The organism is Rhodococcus sp. IEGM 1351 (assembly GCF_030056875.1).
GTDB lineage: Bacteria > Actinomycetota > Actinomycetes > Mycobacteriales > Mycobacteriaceae > Rhodococcus_F > Rhodococcus_F opacus.
In genome coordinates this window covers 280,191-298,235 of record NZ_JASHKU010000005.1, presented here as the reverse complement: position 1 = coordinate 298,235, position 18,045 = coordinate 280,191, and the positions used below count along the sequence as shown (strand labels likewise).

The 18,045-nt window shown below is 70.7% G+C and carries 8 protein-coding genes; 3 read left to right on the top strand and 5 right to left on the bottom strand.

Features of this window, described 5'->3' with window-relative positions; translation table 11 throughout:
- Complete coding sequence (locus QM806_RS11405) at positions 1-192, bottom strand: hypothetical protein (protein WP_009477291.1); 192 nt, start codon at positions 190-192, stop codon at positions 1-3.
- 111 nt (positions 193-303) lie between these two features.
- Here QM806_RS11405 and QM806_RS11400 point away from each other — a divergent pair, with 111 nt between their 5' ends.
- Complete coding sequence (locus QM806_RS11400) at positions 304-1,314, top strand: LLM class flavin-dependent oxidoreductase (RefSeq protein ID WP_265146926.1); 1,011 nt, start codon at positions 304-306, stop codon at positions 1,312-1,314.
- Between the two features lie 18 nt (positions 1,315-1,332).
- On the opposite strand, the gene ggt is transcribed toward QM806_RS11400, so the two are convergent.
- The 3 genes from ggt to QM806_RS11385 form a co-directional block, all read right to left on the bottom strand.
- On the bottom strand, positions 1,333-3,303 hold the full coding sequence (gene ggt, locus QM806_RS11395; RefSeq protein ID WP_043790318.1) for a gamma-glutamyltransferase: 1,971 nt from the start codon (positions 3,301-3,303) through the stop codon (positions 1,333-1,335).
- A 37-nt stretch (positions 3,304-3,340) separates the two neighbouring features.
- Complete coding sequence (locus QM806_RS11390) at positions 3,341-4,906, bottom strand: FUSC family protein (protein WP_283291390.1); 1,566 nt, start codon at positions 4,904-4,906, stop codon at positions 3,341-3,343.
- A gap of 125 nt (positions 4,907-5,031) precedes the next feature.
- Positions 5,032-5,469 (bottom strand): DoxX family membrane protein, encoded by a 438-nt coding sequence (locus tag QM806_RS11385; protein ID WP_005253393.1) that lies wholly within the window; start codon positions 5,467-5,469, stop codon positions 5,032-5,034.
- A gap of 85 nt (positions 5,470-5,554) precedes the next feature.
- Here QM806_RS11385 and QM806_RS11380 point away from each other — a divergent pair, with 85 nt between their 5' ends.
- Positions 5,555-6,241: a helix-turn-helix transcriptional regulator gene (locus QM806_RS11380; RefSeq protein WP_005574586.1), complete on the top strand. Its 687-nt coding sequence runs from the start codon at positions 5,555-5,557 to the stop codon at positions 6,239-6,241.
- A gap of 28 nt (positions 6,242-6,269) precedes the next feature.
- Here QM806_RS11380 and QM806_RS11375 read toward each other — a convergent pair whose 3' ends face one another.
- Positions 6,270-7,061, bottom strand: a complete 792-nt coding sequence (locus QM806_RS11375) for a putative protein N(5)-glutamine methyltransferase (RefSeq protein WP_043793935.1) — start codon at positions 7,059-7,061, stop codon at positions 6,270-6,272.
- Between the two features lie 349 nt (positions 7,062-7,410).
- Between QM806_RS11375 and QM806_RS11370 the strand changes: the two genes are divergently transcribed.
- A complete protein-coding gene (locus QM806_RS11370) occupies positions 7,411-17,994 on the top strand; it encodes a type I polyketide synthase (protein WP_283291386.1) in 10,584 nt (3,527 codons plus the stop codon).
- The last annotated feature ends 51 nt before the right edge of the window (positions 17,995-18,045 follow it).

Below are 18,045 nucleotides of genomic sequence, written 5' to 3'. Positions count from 1 at the left end.
CTATTTCTCTGTGGCACCCTCGGTGTCGTCGAAGAACGCCCAGGTGCCGTCCTCGTCGACTTCCATCCGCCATCCGAGTTCGGAATTGTCTGCGCGAACGTCGACGAACCATGCGTGCGCGTCACCGGCGCTCGGGATCTCCTTCGTCTCGACGACACTGCCCTGGGGATCGATCACTCGGTATTTCGCCATGGTCGACGGGTTCCCCGCCCGCCCCGGTCTGAACCATCGGATGGAATATCCCGTCCACCCGCGCAGTTACATCATTTAATTGATGGTTCAACTATCACGAGGAGTGGTGGCATGGAACTCGGGTTGACGACGTTCGCCGAGGTCGGTTCCGGCGGAACCGGGGCGGTGTCCCCGCGGCAGCGCCTGAAGGATCTGCTCGAAGAGGTCGTCCTCGCCGAGCAGGTGGGCCTCGACGTGTACGGCGTCGGTGAGCACCACCGCGCGGACTTCGCCGCGTCGGCACCCGCGGTCGTGCTGTCGGCCGCCGCCGCCCGGACGTCCCGCATCGCATTGACCAGCGCGGTCACCGTCCTGAGCTCCGACGACCCGGTGCGGGTGTTCGAGGAATTCGCCACCCTCGACCTGATCTCCGACGGGCGTGCCGAGGTGATGGCCGGTCGCGGCTCGTTCACCGAATCGTTCCCGCTCTTCGGTTACGACCTGGCCGACTACGACGACCTGTTCGTCGAGAAACTCGGCCTGCTACTCGCCCTCCGCGACTCCGAGACCGTGAACTGGTCGGGACGGCACCGGGCGGCGCTGACGGACCAGTCCGTCTACCCACGGCCCGAACGTCCCCTTCCCATCTGGGTCGGGGTCGGCGGCAATCCCGAGTCGGTGGCCCGCGCCGGACTCCTCGGCCTGCCGATGGCGCTCGCGATCATCGGCGGACAACCCGCCCGATTCGCACCGCTGGCCGACCTGCACCGTCGTGCCGTGTCGGAGGGTGGGCACGAACCGCAGCCCATCGCCGTCCACGCGCACGGTTACGTCGCGGACACCGAGGACCGGGCGGTTTCGGAGTTCTACCCGTCGTACGCCGCGGCCATGACCGGCCTCGGACGCGAACGCGGGTGGGCGCCGATGAACCCGCAGGCATTCGACGGTCTGCGCGGACCCGGCGGTTCGCTCGTGCTCGGCAACCCCGAGCAAGTGGCGGAGAAGATCGCCGGCATGCGCGACACCCTGGGCATCGAGCGGTTCATGCTGCACCCCAGCGTCGGGCCGCTGCCCCACAACCAGGTGATGCGCGCGATCGAACTGCTCGGCACCAAGGTGGCCCCGCTCGTCGAGCAGGCATAATTCCTGCGGTGGCGGTGCCTAACCCGTACCGTCACCCATCACCGCGCCCTCCCGGCGTGGGTCCGCGCCGCCGACCCAACCCGCGTCCTGGCGCTGCAGCGCGCTGAGCCCGCTGGACTGCGGCGCGACCGACACCTGGTGACCCATCGCCCGCAACTGCACGATCAGGGGGTCGTCGGCGCCGTCGTTGGCCGCATTGATGTTCGGATGCTCCCCGCCGACGCCGGTGACCGGGGTGTTGGCCGCTCCGAAGTCGACCGCCGACACCGCCTGCTGCGGGTTCAGACCCCAATCCAGCATTCCCACGAGCGTTTTCACGACGAACTGGATGATCACGGAACCGCCCGGCGACCCCGTCACGTACTGGACGTCCCCCAGCGAACCGTCGCTGCCGCGGTCGAAGACGAGCGTCGGGGCCATCGAACTGCGGGGCCGCTTACCCGGTTCGACACGGTTGGCGAGCGGCGTCCCGTCCGGCCCGACGGGCTGGGCCGAGAAGTCGGTGAGCTGATTGTTGAGCACGAAGCCGTCCGTCATGTGGAACGAGCCGAACGCCGATTCCACCGTCGTCGTCATCGACGCGACGTTGCCGTACTTGTCGGCGATCGAGATGTGGCTGGTGCCGTGTTCCTTGTCCTGCGGTTGCACACCGAGCGGGACCGGCCCGAAGTTGCCCGGTTGCGCGGTGCCCATGCTCTTGCCGGGGTCGATGAGGCCGGCCCGCTGCTTCAGGTAGTCCTCGCTCAGCAGCGTGTCGAGGGAATTGCCCGGCAGCGGAACGAAATCGGAGTCCGCGACGTACTTGTCCCGGTCGGCGTACGCCAGTCGCTCCGCCTCGGAGATGAGATGCACGGCCTCCGCCGTCGGCTTGCCGCCGTTGTCGTCGAGGTTCGTGGGCCCGTATTCGGACAGGTCGAAGTTCTCCAGGATGCCGAGCGTCGCCGCGACCGCCGTGCCACCGGACGACGGGTTGGGCATGCCGCAGATCTCGTGATCCCGATACGGCGTGCACAGCGCCGTCCGCTTCTTCGCCTGGTAGTTCGCGAGGTCGTCGAGAGTCATCTGTCCGGGAGTGCGCCCACCCGACGCCGTCGCCGTCGCATCGACGATGCCCTGGGCGATGGCCCCGGTGTAGAAGGCGTCGGCACCGCCCGCCGCGATCGCGCCGAGCGTCTTGGCCATGGCCGGGTTGGTCAGCTTCGTGCCTGCCGGCTTGGGGCTGCCGTCCGGGTTGAGGAAGTACGCCTTCGACGGCTCGTCGAGCGCCAGATCGGGAGCGGACTCGGCGATCTGCCCGGCCATCCGGGGGCTGACCTCGAGTCCCTGGTCCGCGAGCGAGATGGCCGGGTCGAACAGTTCCCGCCACTGGTCCCGGCCGTGTTCGCGGTGCGCCAGCTCGAGCATCCGCACCACCCCGGGAACCCCGATGGACCGGCCACTCGCCCGGGCGTCGGGCTTGGGCTCGGTGCGGTCGGTGTCGCTGATCCAGCGCAGGTAGTTCTCCGTCGCCGCCATCGGCGCGACCTCGCGCCCGTCGTACGCCTCGACACTCTTCTGCCCGGCGTCGTAGTAGAGCAGGAACGCCCCGCCCCCGATTCCGGACGACTGCGGTTCGACGAGGCCGAGAACGGTCTGGGCCACGATCAGCGCGTCGGCGGCCGTGCCCCCGTCCCGCAACACCTCGCACGCGGCTTGCGTCGACACGGGATTGGCGGTGGAGACCGCATACGACGCGGTGCTCACCGGCACCATCCCGGAGCGGTACACGGTGGCGATCTCGGGGTTGGTCGCGAGGTTCTGGGTGGTCGGCGCCGGACCGGGGGGCGGCGGTGCCTTGGCGATCGGGGTGCCGTTGGGAACGTCCGCACAGGTGGCCGCCGGATCGCTCTGCGGTTCCTCGTCCGACGCGCACGCGGCCAGCATGCCGACGCAGAGAGCCGCGGCCAACGAGGCCCGAATAGCTGTTCCGATTCCCGTCACAGGACCCATCACCGAACCCTAACAGCGGAGATCCGGTGCCGACCGGCTAAAGACGAGGTCCGAAGTGCCGGGTGAGGATTCGGTAGCCGAGCTCGTGGAGGTGGTGGTGCTCGGGCCACCGGTCGCGGGTCCACGCCGGGTCGGTGTGGGCGGCGGTGATCGCGGCAGTGGTGGACGCATGCAGATCGAACTCGAGATCCCGGCCGAGTTCCGCGACGGCATCCGGTTCCCGCGCATCGCCGAGCCGCCCGATCGTCCCGGCCACCTGCTCGTCCGCGTCGCGCAGGATCCGCCGATACGAACCCGGAAGCACGGTCCACAACACGAGCAGCGCCACCGCCACACCGAGGACGGTCTCGAGAAGCCGGTCCCGGGTGACGGCGACGAGGTCGACGTGCGTTCCGAGACCGCCGAGAACCAACGCGAGCGGGGTGATGAACACCATCGCCAGGCCGTAGTTGCGGACGAGGAACGCTTCCGTCCCCGCCATCAGGAGCGCCACGACGAGTACCAGCGCCGCCGCCGACAGGTCGAGCGTCGCGAGCGTGGCGAGCAGAACGAGTCCGAGCACCGTTCCGAAGAACCGGTGCAGCCCGCGGTACGTCCCCAGCACCCGATCCGGGCCCTGATGCAGGATCATCGCCGCGGTGATCACGGCCCAGTCGGGACGGGCGACACCGAGACCCAGCGCCAGGAGACCGGCGGCGGGGCACGCGACCAGCAGTCGGGCGACGATCGTCCAGGACCGGCCCCGGAGGTGAGCCGCCCGCGCGAGCCGGTAGCGGATCGACGGCCTGGGCAGCGGGACCTGCGGCCGCAGGTCGTCTTCGTCGGAGGCGTGGTCCGCGCCGAAACCGTGCACCGTGGCCGCGCACCGCAGGTGAGCCGCGCGCAACGTGCGGGTCAGTGGATGGTCACGCCCGACGAGGGCGGCGTCGTGCAGGCACTGCCACGCGGCGTGCAGCGACCGCACCGCGTCCCGACGGGAATTCGGTGCGGGGGTGTCGGAGAGTGCGGCCTCGACTGCGGCGACCGCGGTCGCGACTGCGGCACGCTCGGGGGTGCGTGGACGCGCGAGCAGCCCCGACATCGACACGAGCAACGCCGACACCGCGCCGGCCGCCGCCCAGGACGTCACCTCGGCCACGGAGACACCGAGGGCGGGCAGCGCGGACGAGATCTCCACCGTCAGCAGCGGGAGGAAGGCACCGGGCGCTCCCAGCCGCAGCCCGTCGACGACGAAGGCGCAGACGGCCACGACGACGGTCATCGTGAGGACGAGCGCCATCCCCCACCGCGCGGAACCGCCCGCCGACGTCGCGTCGTGCACGAGTGCACCGACCGCCGCGCCCACACCGGCGAGGAGCACCATCACGGCGGCGGCGATCGAGACCACCCGCCACCGCACCCGGTACGCCCTGCCCTCGCCGTAGACGACGGCGAAGGCTCCCAGCGTCGCCGTCGCGGCGACCGCAGAGTGTCCGAGCGCGACGCCCACCAGCGCGGGCAGGCACACGGCCACCGCGGCGCGGACCACGCTCGGCCAGCGCCGACCCTGTTTGGGTACCCCCAGGAGCAACGAGCGTGCCGGCGCCGGCGCAGGGATCGGCACACCGTGATCCCGAGACCCGGTCCCCTGGTCCTGCGCTCCTACCGACACGACCACACAGACTACGAGCGGTCGAGTCACTGGAAACAGTCGATGAGGTGCATCTCACGTGCGGTGCGCGGTACCGATCAGGTGTGGGGGCGGTGGAGCGGGCGCCCGTACTCCGCGGCGAGCAGGCCGAGAGCGACGGCACCGGCGAGCAACCCGAAGTCGCGCAGTGCGACGTCGTAGTACCCGGACAGCGTGACCAGGTTGACGATGATTCCGGCCAGCCAGGCCGCGACGACCCAGGCGCCGATCCGCGGCGCCACGGCGACGAGGATTCCTGCGATCACTTCGATCACGCCGACGGCGTACATGCCCTGCTGCGCGGTTCCCGGCAGGATGCCGTCGATCCACGGCGCGAGGTAGGCCGGCCAGTCGGTGAGCCAGTTCGTGAACTTGTCCAGCCCGAACACGATCGGCGCCACGGTGAAGACCGTGCGCAGCACGAGAAAGGCCTGATAGCCGGGGTCGGCCAGGGTGTGCGAACCGTGGCTGACCTCGTGGGGTGTGTTGGTAGCCATGACGACTCCTTCTAAAAACTATGTGTATTGACTATAGAATTTCCCGCACAATTAAGTCAACGGTTCTCGGTTTTACAATGGGTCCATGGGTGACACTCCACGCTCGGACGTCTCGGCCGTCTCCTCCCTCGACGAGCCGGTGCGCAGGCGGGTGTACGACCACGTGCGTACGCAGACGACGCCGGTCAGCCGCGACGACGTCGCCGAGGCGCTGGGACTCGCTCGCTCGACGTCCGCGTTCCATCTCGAGAAGCTGGCCGACGAGGGGCTACTGGCGGTCGAGTTCGCGCGGCGCGGGGGGCGGTCGGGTCCGGGCGCGGGGCGGCCCGCCAAGCTCTACCGACGATCCGACCGTGAATTCTCCGTACACCTGCCCGAGCGGGCGTACGCACTCGCCGGCGAGTTGTTCGCCCGGGCGATCGAGGACGCGGACGCCACCGGCGCATCGCCGCGGGCGGCCCTCTCCGCGCGTGCCCACGACTTCGGGCGCGGCCTCGGCGCCGACACCGGCTGCACGGACGACGATCTGCTCGCGGCGCTCGCGACGTGCGGTTACGAACCGCGCCGCAGCGACGGCACCATCGTCCTGGTCAACTGCCCGTTCCACACGCTCGCCCGGCAGCACACCGACATGGTGTGCGGAATGAACCTCGCGCTGCTCTCCGGACTGCTCGACGGCGCGGGATGCGAGGATCGCCGCGCCACACTGGCACCCGCCGACGGGTACTGCTGCGTGCGGATCGAAAGTGAGCAGCCACCCGCATGTGAGTGACAAAGCGTGCCCCGGGACGCTTCGGCACTCACCTGGGGTTGGCGCCCACGACGACGGTGGCGTCCATGTCGTCCGAGATCTCGATCCGGGTGATCAACCCGGCCTCGGCGAAAGCTTCGGCGGTGAGCGCGGCCTGGCTCGCACTGGTCTCGATCAGTAGATGACCGCCCGGCGCGAGCCAGTCGCGCGCCCCGAGGGTCACCCGCCGCTGGGTGTCGAGTCCGTCCGCGCCGCCGTCGAGCGAGACCCGTGGTTCGTGGAACCGGGCCTCCGGCGGCATCAACCGGATCGCGTCGGTGGGCACGTACGGTGCGTTGGCGACCAGGACGTCGACGCTTCCCCTCAGCGTGGTGGGCAACGGTTCGTACAGGTCGCCCTCGAACACCCGGCCGGGGTCTGGGACGTTGCGTCGCGCGCACCGGACCGCGGCGGGGTCGATGTCCACCGCATACAACTCGATGCCGTCCCCCAGCGTCTCGGCGAGCGCGGCACCCACCGCGCCCGAACCGCAACACAGGTCGACCACGACAGCGCGCGGGCACGCGAGGGCGCCGGCCTGCTCGACGAGGAACGCGGTGCGGCGGCGCGGAACGAACACCCGCGGATCGACCGCGATCCGGAGCCCGCAGAATTCGGCCCAGCCGAGGACGTGTTCGAGGGGGACGCCTGCGACGCGGCGGTCCAGCATCGACGCGAGTTCGTCGGACGTCCTGGCCGCGGAGACGATCAAGCGGGCCTCGTCCTCGGCGAACACACAGCCGGCGGCGCGAAGCCTCGTGACGAGAACGAATTCGAGGGACGGTGAGAGAGACATTGACATGGGAGAGCCTTCCGGAATGCCGATGGGCGCTCTCCCGGTCACCTTATGTCGGTACGACCGCGCGGTCGCGGAGTGAGAGCACCCGAACTGAACGAACGGACACAGGTCTCACCTCCTCGATACGGATCCTGCTCGGAGTCGCCACACTACCTCCCTCAGCGGTCGCCGGGCAGCCGAATAACTGGAAGTGGTGTGGACCGGAGCAGTGGCGGGTATCCCATGTGACCTGCCCGAATTGACCAGGCAGATCGATCGAAGGTGATGCTCGGACCGCTGCCTCCGCATGGTGGTGGCGGATACAATCGAGGTTTCCGCGCTACCAGAGGCGGATCTCGGATAGGACCCCGATATGGCCGATCAGGCGAAGCTCCTCGACTATCTGAAGCGAGTCACCGCGGAGCTCTACCAAGCGCGGGAGAAGCTGCGCGAGGTCGAGGGTGTGAGCCGTGAACCGATCGCCGTCATCGGGATGGGCTGCCGGTTCCCCGGCGGGGTGCGATCGCCGCAGGACCTGTGGCGCCTGGTGGAGTCCGGCACCGACACCGTCGCCGGGTTCCCCGAGGACCGGGGCTGGGGCCTGGCGGACCTCTACGATCCGACGGCCGAGCAGGCCGGCAAGACATACACGGTGCAGGGCAGCTTCCTCGACGACCCGGCGGGGTTCGACCCCGAGGTCTTCGGCATCTCGCCGCGCGAGGCGCTGGCGATGGACCCGCAGCAGCGACTTCTCCTCGAGACGAGCTGGGAGACGTTCGAACACGCCGGCATCGATCCGCGGTCGGTGCACGGCCGCCAGGTCGGCGTCTTCACGGGGCTGTCCGGCATCGACTACGCGGCGCGGGCGGGCGGCATGCCGCCCGAGGACCTCGAGGGGTACTTCATCACCGGCAACGCCATGAGCGTCGCGTCCGGCCGAGTGGCCTACAGCTTCGGCCTGAACGGACCCGCGATCACGGTGGACACCGCGTGCTCGTCGTCGCTGGTGTCCATCCACCTCGCCATGCAGGCGCTGCGCAGCGGCGAGTGCGAACTGGCGCTGGCGGGCGGGGCGACCGTCATGGCGACCCCCGCGGTGTTCGTGGAGTTCAGCCGCCAGCGCGGACTGGCCCGGGACGGCCGGTGCAAGGCATTCTCCGCCGCTGCGGACGGAACGGCGTGGGGTGAAGGTGCGGGGATGGTCGCGTTGGAACGGCTGTCCGACGCAGAGCGCAAGGGTCGCCGGATACTGGCCGTCATCCGCGGCAGCGCGGTGAATCAGGACGGCGCCAGCAACGGCCTGACCGCCCCGAACAGGCAGGCTCAGGAGCGGGTGATCGCGCAGGCGCTGGCCAATGCGGGACTCGGCCCGGGCGATGTCGACGTGGTCGAGGCGCACGGCACCGGCACGAAACTGGGCGATCCGATCGAGGCGTCCGCCCTGCTGGCCGGCTACGGCCGCGACCGCCCCGCCGACCGGCCGCTGTGGCTCGGCTCGGTGAAGTCGAACCTCGGGCACACCCAGGCGGCCGCCGGCGTGGCCGGGGTGATCAAGATGATCATGGCGATGCGGCACGGTGTCCTGCCGAAGACGCTGCACGTCGACCGGCCGACCCCGCACGTCGACTGGTCCGCCGGTTCGGTGTCGTTGCTCACCGAGAACCGGGAGTGGCCGGGGTCCGATCGGCCCCGGCGGGCGGCGGTCTCGTCATTCGGCATCAGCGGCACCAACGCGCACGTCGTCCTGGAGGAGTCCCCACCGGTCGAGCCGACAACTTCCGAATCAGCTACTCCCCCGGACGAAGTCGTGGCCTGGTTCCTTTCGGGCCACACCGAGCTCGCGCTGCGCGCCCAGGCCGAGCGGCTGCGCGACTACGTCACCGAGCACCCCGAGCTGACGCCCGCCGCGGTGGCAGGCGCACTACTGGGTTCCCGTGCCGCGTTCGATCACCGCGCCGCCGTGATCGGCGCACGGCCCCAGAGTCTGCTGAGCGGCCTCGACGCACTCGGCCGAGGTGCGCCCAGCGCCGACGTCGTCACCGGTGTGGCGTTGGAAGCGGGCGACCGGCCGGTGTTCGTCTTCCCCGGCCAGGGTTCGCAGTGGGTGGGCATGGCCACCGAGTTACTGGACACGTCGCCGGTGTTCGCCGACACCGTGCGGGAGTGCGCCGACGCGCTGGCCCCGTACACCAACTTCTCGCTGCTGGACGTGCTGCGCGACCGCGATCCCGCGGCGCTGGACCGGGTCGACGTGGTGCAACCGGCGTTGTTCGCGATGATGGTCGGTCTCGCGGAGCTGTGGCGCTCCCACGGCGTCGAACCGGCGGCCGTCGTCGGACATTCACAGGGCGAGATCGCGGCCGCGTATGTCGCGGGTGCGCTGAGCCTTCCGGACGCGGCACTCGTCGTGGCCGCGCGCAGCAGGGTGATCGGCGCGTCGGCCCGGCGGGGCGGGGGAATGGCCTCGGTGGCTCTGCCGGCGGACATCGTGCGGGAAACGATTCAGCCCTGGGCCGGCGCCGTCGAGGTCGCGGCGATCAACGGGCCGTCCGCGACGGTGATCTCCGGACCCGTCGACGCCCTCGACCTCCTGGTCGGGCAGTTGCAGGGCGACGGCGTCCAGGCCAGGCGGATCGCGGTGGAATACGCGTCGCATTGCGCGGACGTCTCCGTTCTGCGGGAACCCATTCTCGACGTCCTCGCCTCCATCACGCCCCGCCGGTCGCGAATTCCGTTCTACTCGTCGGTGACCGGTGGTGTGCTGGACGGCACCGCATTGGACGCGGACTACTGGTACCGGAATCTGCGACGGACGGTCCGGTTCGAGCAAGCGACGAGATCACTGGCCGCGGACGGGTATCGACTGTTCGTCGAGTCGTGCAGCCACCCCGTCCTCACCGTGCCGTTGCAGGAAACCCTCGACGCGGCGGGTGTCGCCGGCCGCGCCATCGGCACCATCCGGCGCGACCGCGCGGGCCTCCGCCAGTTCACCGCCGCACTCGCCGAGGCACAGGTGCACGGGCTGCACGTCGAGTGGGATCGGGTGCGCTGGGCTCGACACGACGATCGGCAGCAGTGGGTGGACCTCCCCACGTACGCCTTCCAGCACCGCCGCTACTGGCTGGAAAGTCCGGTTCCACAGGGCGATTTCGCGTCGACGGGCATGGAAACGGGTGGACACCCGATGCTCGCCGCGTCGGTCGAGCTCGGCGACGGCCGGGGCGCGGTGTTCACGGGACTGCTGTCGCCACAACGCCTTCCATGGCTGAGCGACCACGGCGTCAGGGGCACCGTCATTCTGCCGGGCACGGCTTTCGTAGAGCTCGCCCTCCACGCGGGGAACCGCGTGGGGTGCGGCCGGCTCGAGGAACTCGCCATCGAGGCACCCCTGGTGATCCCCGCCGAGGGTGAGGTGGCATTGCAGGTGAGCGTGCTCGCCGACGGTGCAGCGGGCCGAACCACGGTGTCGGTGCACTCCCGGCCTGCCGATGCCGCGCAGGACACCCCGTGGACCCGGCACGCCACCGGCACGCTCGCGGCGGCCGTGGACACCGCCGACTCCCCCGAACAGCCCTGGCCGCCCGCCGATGCCACGCCGATCGACGTTCGAGGCCTGTACGACGTGCTCGACGAGGCCGGCTACGAGTACGGCCCCGCCTTCCGTGGTCTCCGCGCGGCGTGGCGGCGCGGCGACGACCTGTACGGCGAGGTGCGGCTGAGCGGAGAGGACCCGGCTGCGGCGGTCGCGGGATACGGGATCCATCCGGCGGTGCTCGACGCAGCCCTGCACGTGATTGCGCTGGGAGCCGCAGACTCCGGTGTCCGGCTGCCGTTCGCATGGGACAAGGTGCAACTGCACGCCGTAGGCGCCACCGCCTTGCGCGTGCACGTCAACACGACCGGACCCGAGCGCTACCGGATCTCCGCGTACGACGCGGCCGGCAGACCGGTGCTGACCGCCGAATCGCTAGCGCTGCGGCCGCTCGGGGACGCGGGCGTGCCTGCCGCCGGGGTGCGAGACAGCCTCTACCGCGTGGAGTGGATGCCGGTGGGTGCGTCCAGCACCGCCCCGGCAGACCTGATGCCGCTCGAGGAGGCGCTTGCCGGCGGTGATCCGGAGGGTCGCGTGCTGTGGCTCGACGGCGAACCGGGCGACGAGCCGGACACGCCGGCTCGGGCGCACGCCGCCGCGGAGGCGACGTTGCGGGCGGTCCAGTCCTGGCTCCGCGACGATCGCCTGGCCGAGACCCGCCTGCTGGTCACGACGAGGCTCGCGGTGGCGGTCCGCGACGACGATCCCGTCGACGACGTGTCCGCCGCCCCCGCGTGGGGACTGATCGGCGCGGTGCAGAACGAGCACCCGGACCGCATCACCCTGGTGGACCTGGACGCACACGCCGGTGACCCTTCGTTGATCTCCATGGCCCTGGCCTGCAACGAGCCTCAGCTGGCCATCCGGGACGGCGTACTGCTGGCGCCCATGCTCGCCGCGGTGACACCCGTTGCGGCGGCACCCGAACCGGTACCCGCGATCTTCGGCCCGGACGGCACAGTCCTGATCACCGGCGGCACGGGAACCATCGGCAGACTGATCGCCCGCCACCTCGTCGCGCGGCACGGGGTGCGCCGGCTGCTGCTGACCGGACGGCACGCGCTCGATCCCGAGAGTGCGGCCGAACTGCGTGCCGAGTTCGCCGAGTCCGGGGCGGAGGTCAACGCTGTCGCCTGCGACGTGGCCGACCGCGCCGCGGTGGCCGCTCTCCTTGCCGGCATTCCCGACCTGTCCGGCGTGATCCACGCCGCCGGAGTGCTCGAGGACGCCACCGCCGCCACCCTGACCGAAGACCAGTTGCACGCCGTCCTTCGTCCCAAGGTGGACGGTGCCTGGCATCTGCACGAACTCACCCGGGACCGCGACTTGTCGGCATTCGTGCTGTTCTCCTCGGCGGCGGGTGTGCTCGGCGGCGCAGGCCAGGCGAACTATGCGGCGGCGAATGTCTTCCTCGACGCACTCGCGCAGCACCGCCGCGCCCGCGGGCTGCCCGCGACGTCCATGGCCTGGGGACTGTGGGACCGGCCCAGCGGCATGACGTCCCATCTGAATGCGGCCGACCTCGACCGGTTGCAGCGCAGTGGCATCGACACCATCAGTCCGGAGTCGGGTCTGGCCCTGTTCGACGCTGCCCTTGCCGTGAACCGTCCGTTGATCGTGCCGATACGGCTCTCGACGAGGGCCTCCCGATCCGACGGTGAGTCGCTGCCGCCGATCCTGCGCCGAGTGCTCGGCGTCCGCCGTCGCCGCGCCGCTGCCGCCGATTCCCCGACCGGACTGGCCGAGGAGTTGCGGGCGCTGGACCCCGCCGAGCGGCACAGCCGCGTGCTCGACATCGTCACCACCCACGTGGCGGCCGTGCTGGGTCACGAAGGCAAGGAGGCGATCGACCCGGAACGTGCCTTCAAACAACTCGGTTTCGACTCGCTGACCGCGGTGCAACTGCGCAATCAGCTGGCGACCGCCACCGGTGTGCGACTGGCCGCGACAGTGGTGTTCGACCATCCCACCGCGGACGCGCTGACCCAGGAGCTGGTGGCGCGCCTGCTCGGCGACGATGCGGCTCCGCAGCCGGCCGGGCCGACACGTGCCCGCAGGGACGACGACCCGATCGTGATCGTGGGAATGGCGTGCCGATACCCGGGCAAGGTGTACTGCCCGGAGGACCTGTGGCGGCTCGTCCGGGACGGCCGCAACGCCGTGGGCGCGTACCCCCACAACCGGGGCTGGAATCTCGACGAGGTGTACGACCCCGACCCCAACCGGGCCGGCACCACGTACATGAAGGAGGGCGGGTTCCTCTACGACGCAGACGAGTTCGACGCCGCGTTCTTCGGGATCAGCCCGCGCGAGGCGATCGCGATGGACCCGCAGCACCGGCTGCTTCTCGAGAGTGCCTGGGAAGCCTTGGAGCAGGCGGGAATCCGGCCGACCACGCCCGGCCTCACCGACACCGGCGTGTACGTCGGGCTGATGGGCGGCGACTACGGCTTCCACCTGATGACTCAGCGCAACGTCGACGCCGAGGGTTATCTGATGACCGGGACGAGCAACAGCGTGGCGTCCGGCCGGATCTCCTACTCCCTCGGCTTCACCGGTCCCGCGGTCACCGTGGACACCGCCTGCTCGTCGTCGCTGGTGGCCATGCATCTTGCGGCGCGGGCGCTCCGCGACGGGGAATGCGCGCTGGCGCTGGCCGGCGGGGCGACGGTGATGTCCACACCCGGTGTGCTGATCGAGTTCAGCCGCCAGCGCGGGCTCGCCTCGGACGGACGCTGCAAGCCGTTCTCCGACCGGGCCGACGGCACCGGGCTCAGCGAGGGCGCGGGAATGGTGGTGCTGGAGCGGCTCAGCGACGCCCGGCGCAACGGCCACCGGGTGCTGGCGATCATCCGCGGATCGGCGGTCAATCAGGACGGGGCGTCCAACGGATTGACCGCCCCGAACGGGCCGTCCCAGGAACGGGTCATCCGCCAGGCGCTGGCGGACGCCGCGCTCGGCCCCACAGACATCGACGCCGTGGAGGCACACGGCACCGGCACCACGCTCGGCGACCCGATCGAGGCGCAGGCACTGCTGGCGGCGTACGGGCAGGGCCGGGAGGGCCGGCCGCTGTGGCTCGGTTCCGTCAAGTCGAACATCGGCCACTCCCAGGCGGCGGCGGGCGTCGCGGGCGTGATCAAGATGGTGATGGCGATGCGGCACGGGATGCTGCCACCGAGCCTGCACGGCGACGTCCCCACCCGGCACGTCGACTGGACCGCGGGCGAGGTCTCGCTGCTCGCCGAATCGGTTGCCTGGCCGAAGACCGGACGACCCCGGCGGGCGGCCGTCTCGTCGTTCGGTATCAGCGGCACCAACTCGCACATGATCCTCGAACAGCCGCCCGAGGACACGGCGCCGGAGGTCTCTCCGTCGGCGTCGCCGCTGGTCTGGGTGATCTCCGGAAAGACCGGGGATGCGCTGCGGGCGCAGGCCACCCGGCTGGCGGAGTTTCTCGACACGGACGAGTCCGAACTCCCGGATCCGGCCGACCTCGCCTACTCACTGGCCACCACCCGATCCGGATTCACCCACCGCGCCGCGGTGATCGGCGAAACACTGGCCGACCTGCGCGAGGGTCTCGCCCGCATCGTCACGGGGCGACCCGGCGGCAACGTCGTCACCGGCACGAGCGCCCGCGGCAAGACGGCCTTCATGTTCACCGGCCAGGGTGCGCAGCGCATCGGGATGGGCCGCGACCTCTACGAGGCGTACCCGGTGTTCGCGAGGGCACTGGACGAGGTCTGCTCCGCACTCGACGAGCACGTGGAAACCCCGGTACGGCAAGTGATCTGGGACGAGTCCGACGGCGGCGGTGCGAAGCTCGACAGCACCGAATACACCCAACCGGCACTGTTCGCCATCGAGGTCGCGCTCTATCGGCTGCTGCGGGACTGGGGCATCACCCCCGACTACCTGATCGGCCATTCGATCGGCGAGATCACCGCGGCACACGTCGCGGGGGTGTTCAGCCTGCCCGATGCCGCCGCTCTGGTGGGTGACCGTGGGCGGTTGATGCAGTCGACCAAACCGGGTCTGATGATCGCCGTACGGGCCCGCGAGGAGGACATCCTCCCGCGGATCGACGGGCGCGTCGATCTCGCGGCCGTCAACGGCGCCGAATCCGTCGTTCTCGCCGGCGCCGAACGCGACGTGCAGGCCGTCGCCTCCGAATTGTCCGCCGCCGGTCTGAAGACCACGAGCCTGCGGGTCGAGCGGGCCTTCCATTCGACCCTGATGGACCCCATCCTCGACCAGTTCGCCGCCGTCGTGTCGAGGCTGACGGCGCAGCCGCCGACGATTCCGGTCGTCTCCAACGTCACCGGGCGCGTCGCCACCGCCGAGGAACTCATGGCCCCGGACTACTGGACCCGGCACATCCGGCACGCGGTGCGTTTCCACGACGGCGTCTGCGCCCTCGACGAACTCGGCGTCACCCGCCTCGTCGAAGTCGGTCCCGGCGCGGCCCTGGCGGCACTCGCCGCCGAGGTCGTCCCGAACACGATCGCCACGCTGCCCGGACGCGGAGACGAGGCACACGGGATCATCGAGGCGGTCGCCGCCGCCTACGTGCAGGGGGCCACCATCGACTGGGATCGGGTGCTGCCCGGTCGCCGCCGGGTGGCCCTGCCCACCTACGCATTCCAGCGCCGCTCCTACTGGCCGACGGCGTCCACCCGACATACCGGCGACCCGACCGAGCTGGGTCTGACCCCGGCCGATCATCCGCTGCTCGGTGCCGCGGTGACGCTCGACGACGACGCGACCCTGTTCACCGGACAGCTGTCCCTGCACCGGGATCCATGGCTCGTGCCACCGACGATCGACGACGGCGACCAGCCGTCGACCGTCGAAGCGAAGACGTTGTTGCCTGCGGTGCCGGTCGAACTCGCCCTGCACGCGGCCCACCACGTCGGTCTCGACCACATCGACGAACTCACCCTGCACCACCCGCTCGTCCTCCCGCCGTCGGGACTGGCCTCGATTCGCGTGCTGGTGTCGCCGCCCGGCACCGACGGCGCTCGCACCGTCACGATCTCGTCGAAGTCGGGTGACACCGACGGCCCGGACAGCTGGGTCCGGAACGCTTCGGCGACGATCGACGACGTCGTCGGCCCTGCCGCCGGTGTGCCGCCGCAGGACCCGGGCGACACCGAGACCGAGGTGCGCCTCGACGACGGCACCGACACGAGTGGTTTCGGTATTCACCCGAAACTGCTGCAGGCCGCGATCGAACCCCTCCTCGGGTGGGACGGCTGGCCGCTGACCTGGTCGGGGATCCGTCTGCACACCGTCGGCGCAGAGGCGATGACCGCCCGGTTCACCGCCGGCGAGGACGGACGGTACCGCGTTGCCGCCGTCGACCCCGCGGGCGAGCCGGTGCTGACCGTCGACGCGCTGCGGGTGACGCAGAGGACGGGCGACGGGCAGGACGCAGGCCGGTCGGCGGCCCTGCGACTGCACCGGGCCGCCTGGATCCCGGTGGAGGTGGCCACGTCCGAACGGCCCCCCGGTCCGGCGGTGGTCCTCGGCGCCGAGGGGTTCGGCGACCCGGGTGTCGGCTCGACGTTCCCGCGCTATCCCGACCTGGAGGCGCTGCGCACCGTGATGGAGTCCAGGCCGGACGACGACGACCTGCGTCCGTGGACGGTGCTGGTCGGGTGTGCGACCGAGGGCGACCACGGTCCGGACGCGACCCACGACCTGTGCGCTCGGGTACTGCGACTGCTCCAGGAGTGGCTCGACGACGAGGCTGTCGCCGACAACCCGCTCGTGATCGTGACGCGCAACGCCATGGTGACCGACGACGGGCAGGACCACGACGCTCGTCCCGACCTCGCGGCCGCGGCGGTGTGGGGTCTCGTCGGCTCCGCACAGAACGAGAACCCGGACCGGTTCGTACTGATCGACCTCGACGACGCATCGGACGCCGAGGCCGCGATCACGTCGGCACTGGCGAGCGGGGAACCGCAATTGGCGGCCCGGAACGGCACCTTGCGCGCACCGCGGTTGCGGCGCATGCCCGCCGTCGACGAACCGACCCCGTTCGATCCCGACGGCACCGTTCTGGTCACCGGCGGCACCGGCACGGTGGGATCTCTCGTAGCCCGGCACCTGGTGACCGAGCACGGGGCACGGCACGTGCTGCTGACAAGCCGGCACGGACCCGACGCCGAGGGCAGCGACCGACTGCGCAGCGAACTGCGCGGTCTGGGTGCCGAGGTGAGCATCGTTGCCTGCGACACCGCGGACGAGTCGGGGGTCGCCGCGCTGCTGGCCGGGATACCGCCCGAACACCCGCTCACGGCGGTGATCCACGCCGCCGGCGTGATCGACGACGGCACCCTCGCGTCGCTCACCCCCGAGCGGCTCGACGCGGTCCTGCGACCGAAGGTCGATGCGGCCTGGAACCTGCACCGGCTGACCGCGGACAGCAACGTGCGGGCGTTCGTCATGTTCTCTTCGCTCGCCGGCATCCTCGGGGCTCCCGGGCAGGCGAACTATGCGGCCGCGAACATGTTCCTCGACGCCCTCGCCCATCACCGCCACGCCCTCGGGCTGCCCGGGCTCTCGATCGCGTGGGGCATGTGGGCGACACCCAGCGCCATGACCGACAACCTCGGCGCGATCGACCTCGCCCGAGCCCGCCTCAGCGGAATGATTCCGATGCCCGCGGCCGACGGCCTGGCCCTCTTTTACAGCGCTCTGGCCGCCGGTGCACCCACGGTCGCGGCCGCACGGTTCGACCACTCCGGTTCGGCCGCACCGTACGTTCCCGCCCCGCTGCGTGGCCTGATCCGGGAATCGCGCCCGCACGCCGCAGGGTCGGACGCGGTCGTGACCGGTGCGAGCGGGTCCGGACCCTCGGATTGGGCGCAGCGCCTCGCCGACCGGTCGATCCCCGAACAGCGGCACCTGATGCTCGATCTGGTGCGGAGCGGAGCCGCCACGGTGCTCGGCTACGACGCGTCGGACTCGGTGGACCCCGACCAGGCGTTCAAGGAACTCGGCTTCGATTCACTGGCGGCGGTTGCGCTCCGCAACCATCTCGGTGCCGCCACGGGGCTGCGGTTGCCGCCGACCATGGTGTTCGACCACCCGAGTCCGCGCGCGGTCGCCGAGTTCCTGCGCTCGGAACTCGTCCCGGATCCGATGTCCGTTGCTCTCGCCGACGTCGACCGGCTGCGCGCGACGATCGCCGAACTCGGCGAGGACAGCGAGGCACGGTCGGCCATCGCGCAGCGCCTCGGAAGCCTGTTGGCCGAGGTCGGCACGTCCGACGACGCGCATGCGGCCGCGGTCGACAAGATTCACGCCGCGACGAGTGAGGAGATCCTCGACCTCATCGATCGCGGTCTCTGACCCGAAACAGTGCGGGTGATCGCCGCCGGGAACACCGGCCCCGCAGGCGAT

Excerpts from the sequence above, each read along its gene's own strand:
- QM806_RS11405 (WP_009477291.1), bottom strand. The coding sequence starts at position 192 with ATGGCGAAATACCGAGTGATCGATCCCCAGGGCAGTGTCGTCGAGACG.
- QM806_RS11370 (WP_283291386.1), top strand. The coding sequence starts at position 7,411 with ATGGCCGATCAGGCGAAGCTCCTCGACTATCTGAAGCGAGTCACCGCG.
- ggt (WP_043790318.1), bottom strand. The coding sequence starts at position 3,303 with ATGGGTCCTGTGACGGGAATCGGAACAGCTATTCGGGCCTCGTTGGCC.
- QM806_RS11400 (WP_265146926.1), top strand. The coding sequence starts at position 304 with ATGGAACTCGGGTTGACGACGTTCGCCGAGGTCGGTTCCGGCGGAACC.
- QM806_RS11385 (WP_005253393.1), bottom strand. The coding sequence starts at position 5,469 with ATGGCTACCAACACACCCCACGAGGTCAGCCACGGTTCGCACACCCTG.
- QM806_RS11380 (WP_005574586.1), top strand. The coding sequence starts at position 5,555 with ATGGGTGACACTCCACGCTCGGACGTCTCGGCCGTCTCCTCCCTCGAC.
- QM806_RS11375 (WP_043793935.1), bottom strand. The coding sequence starts at position 7,061 with ATGTCAATGTCTCTCTCACCGTCCCTCGAATTCGTTCTCGTCACGAGG.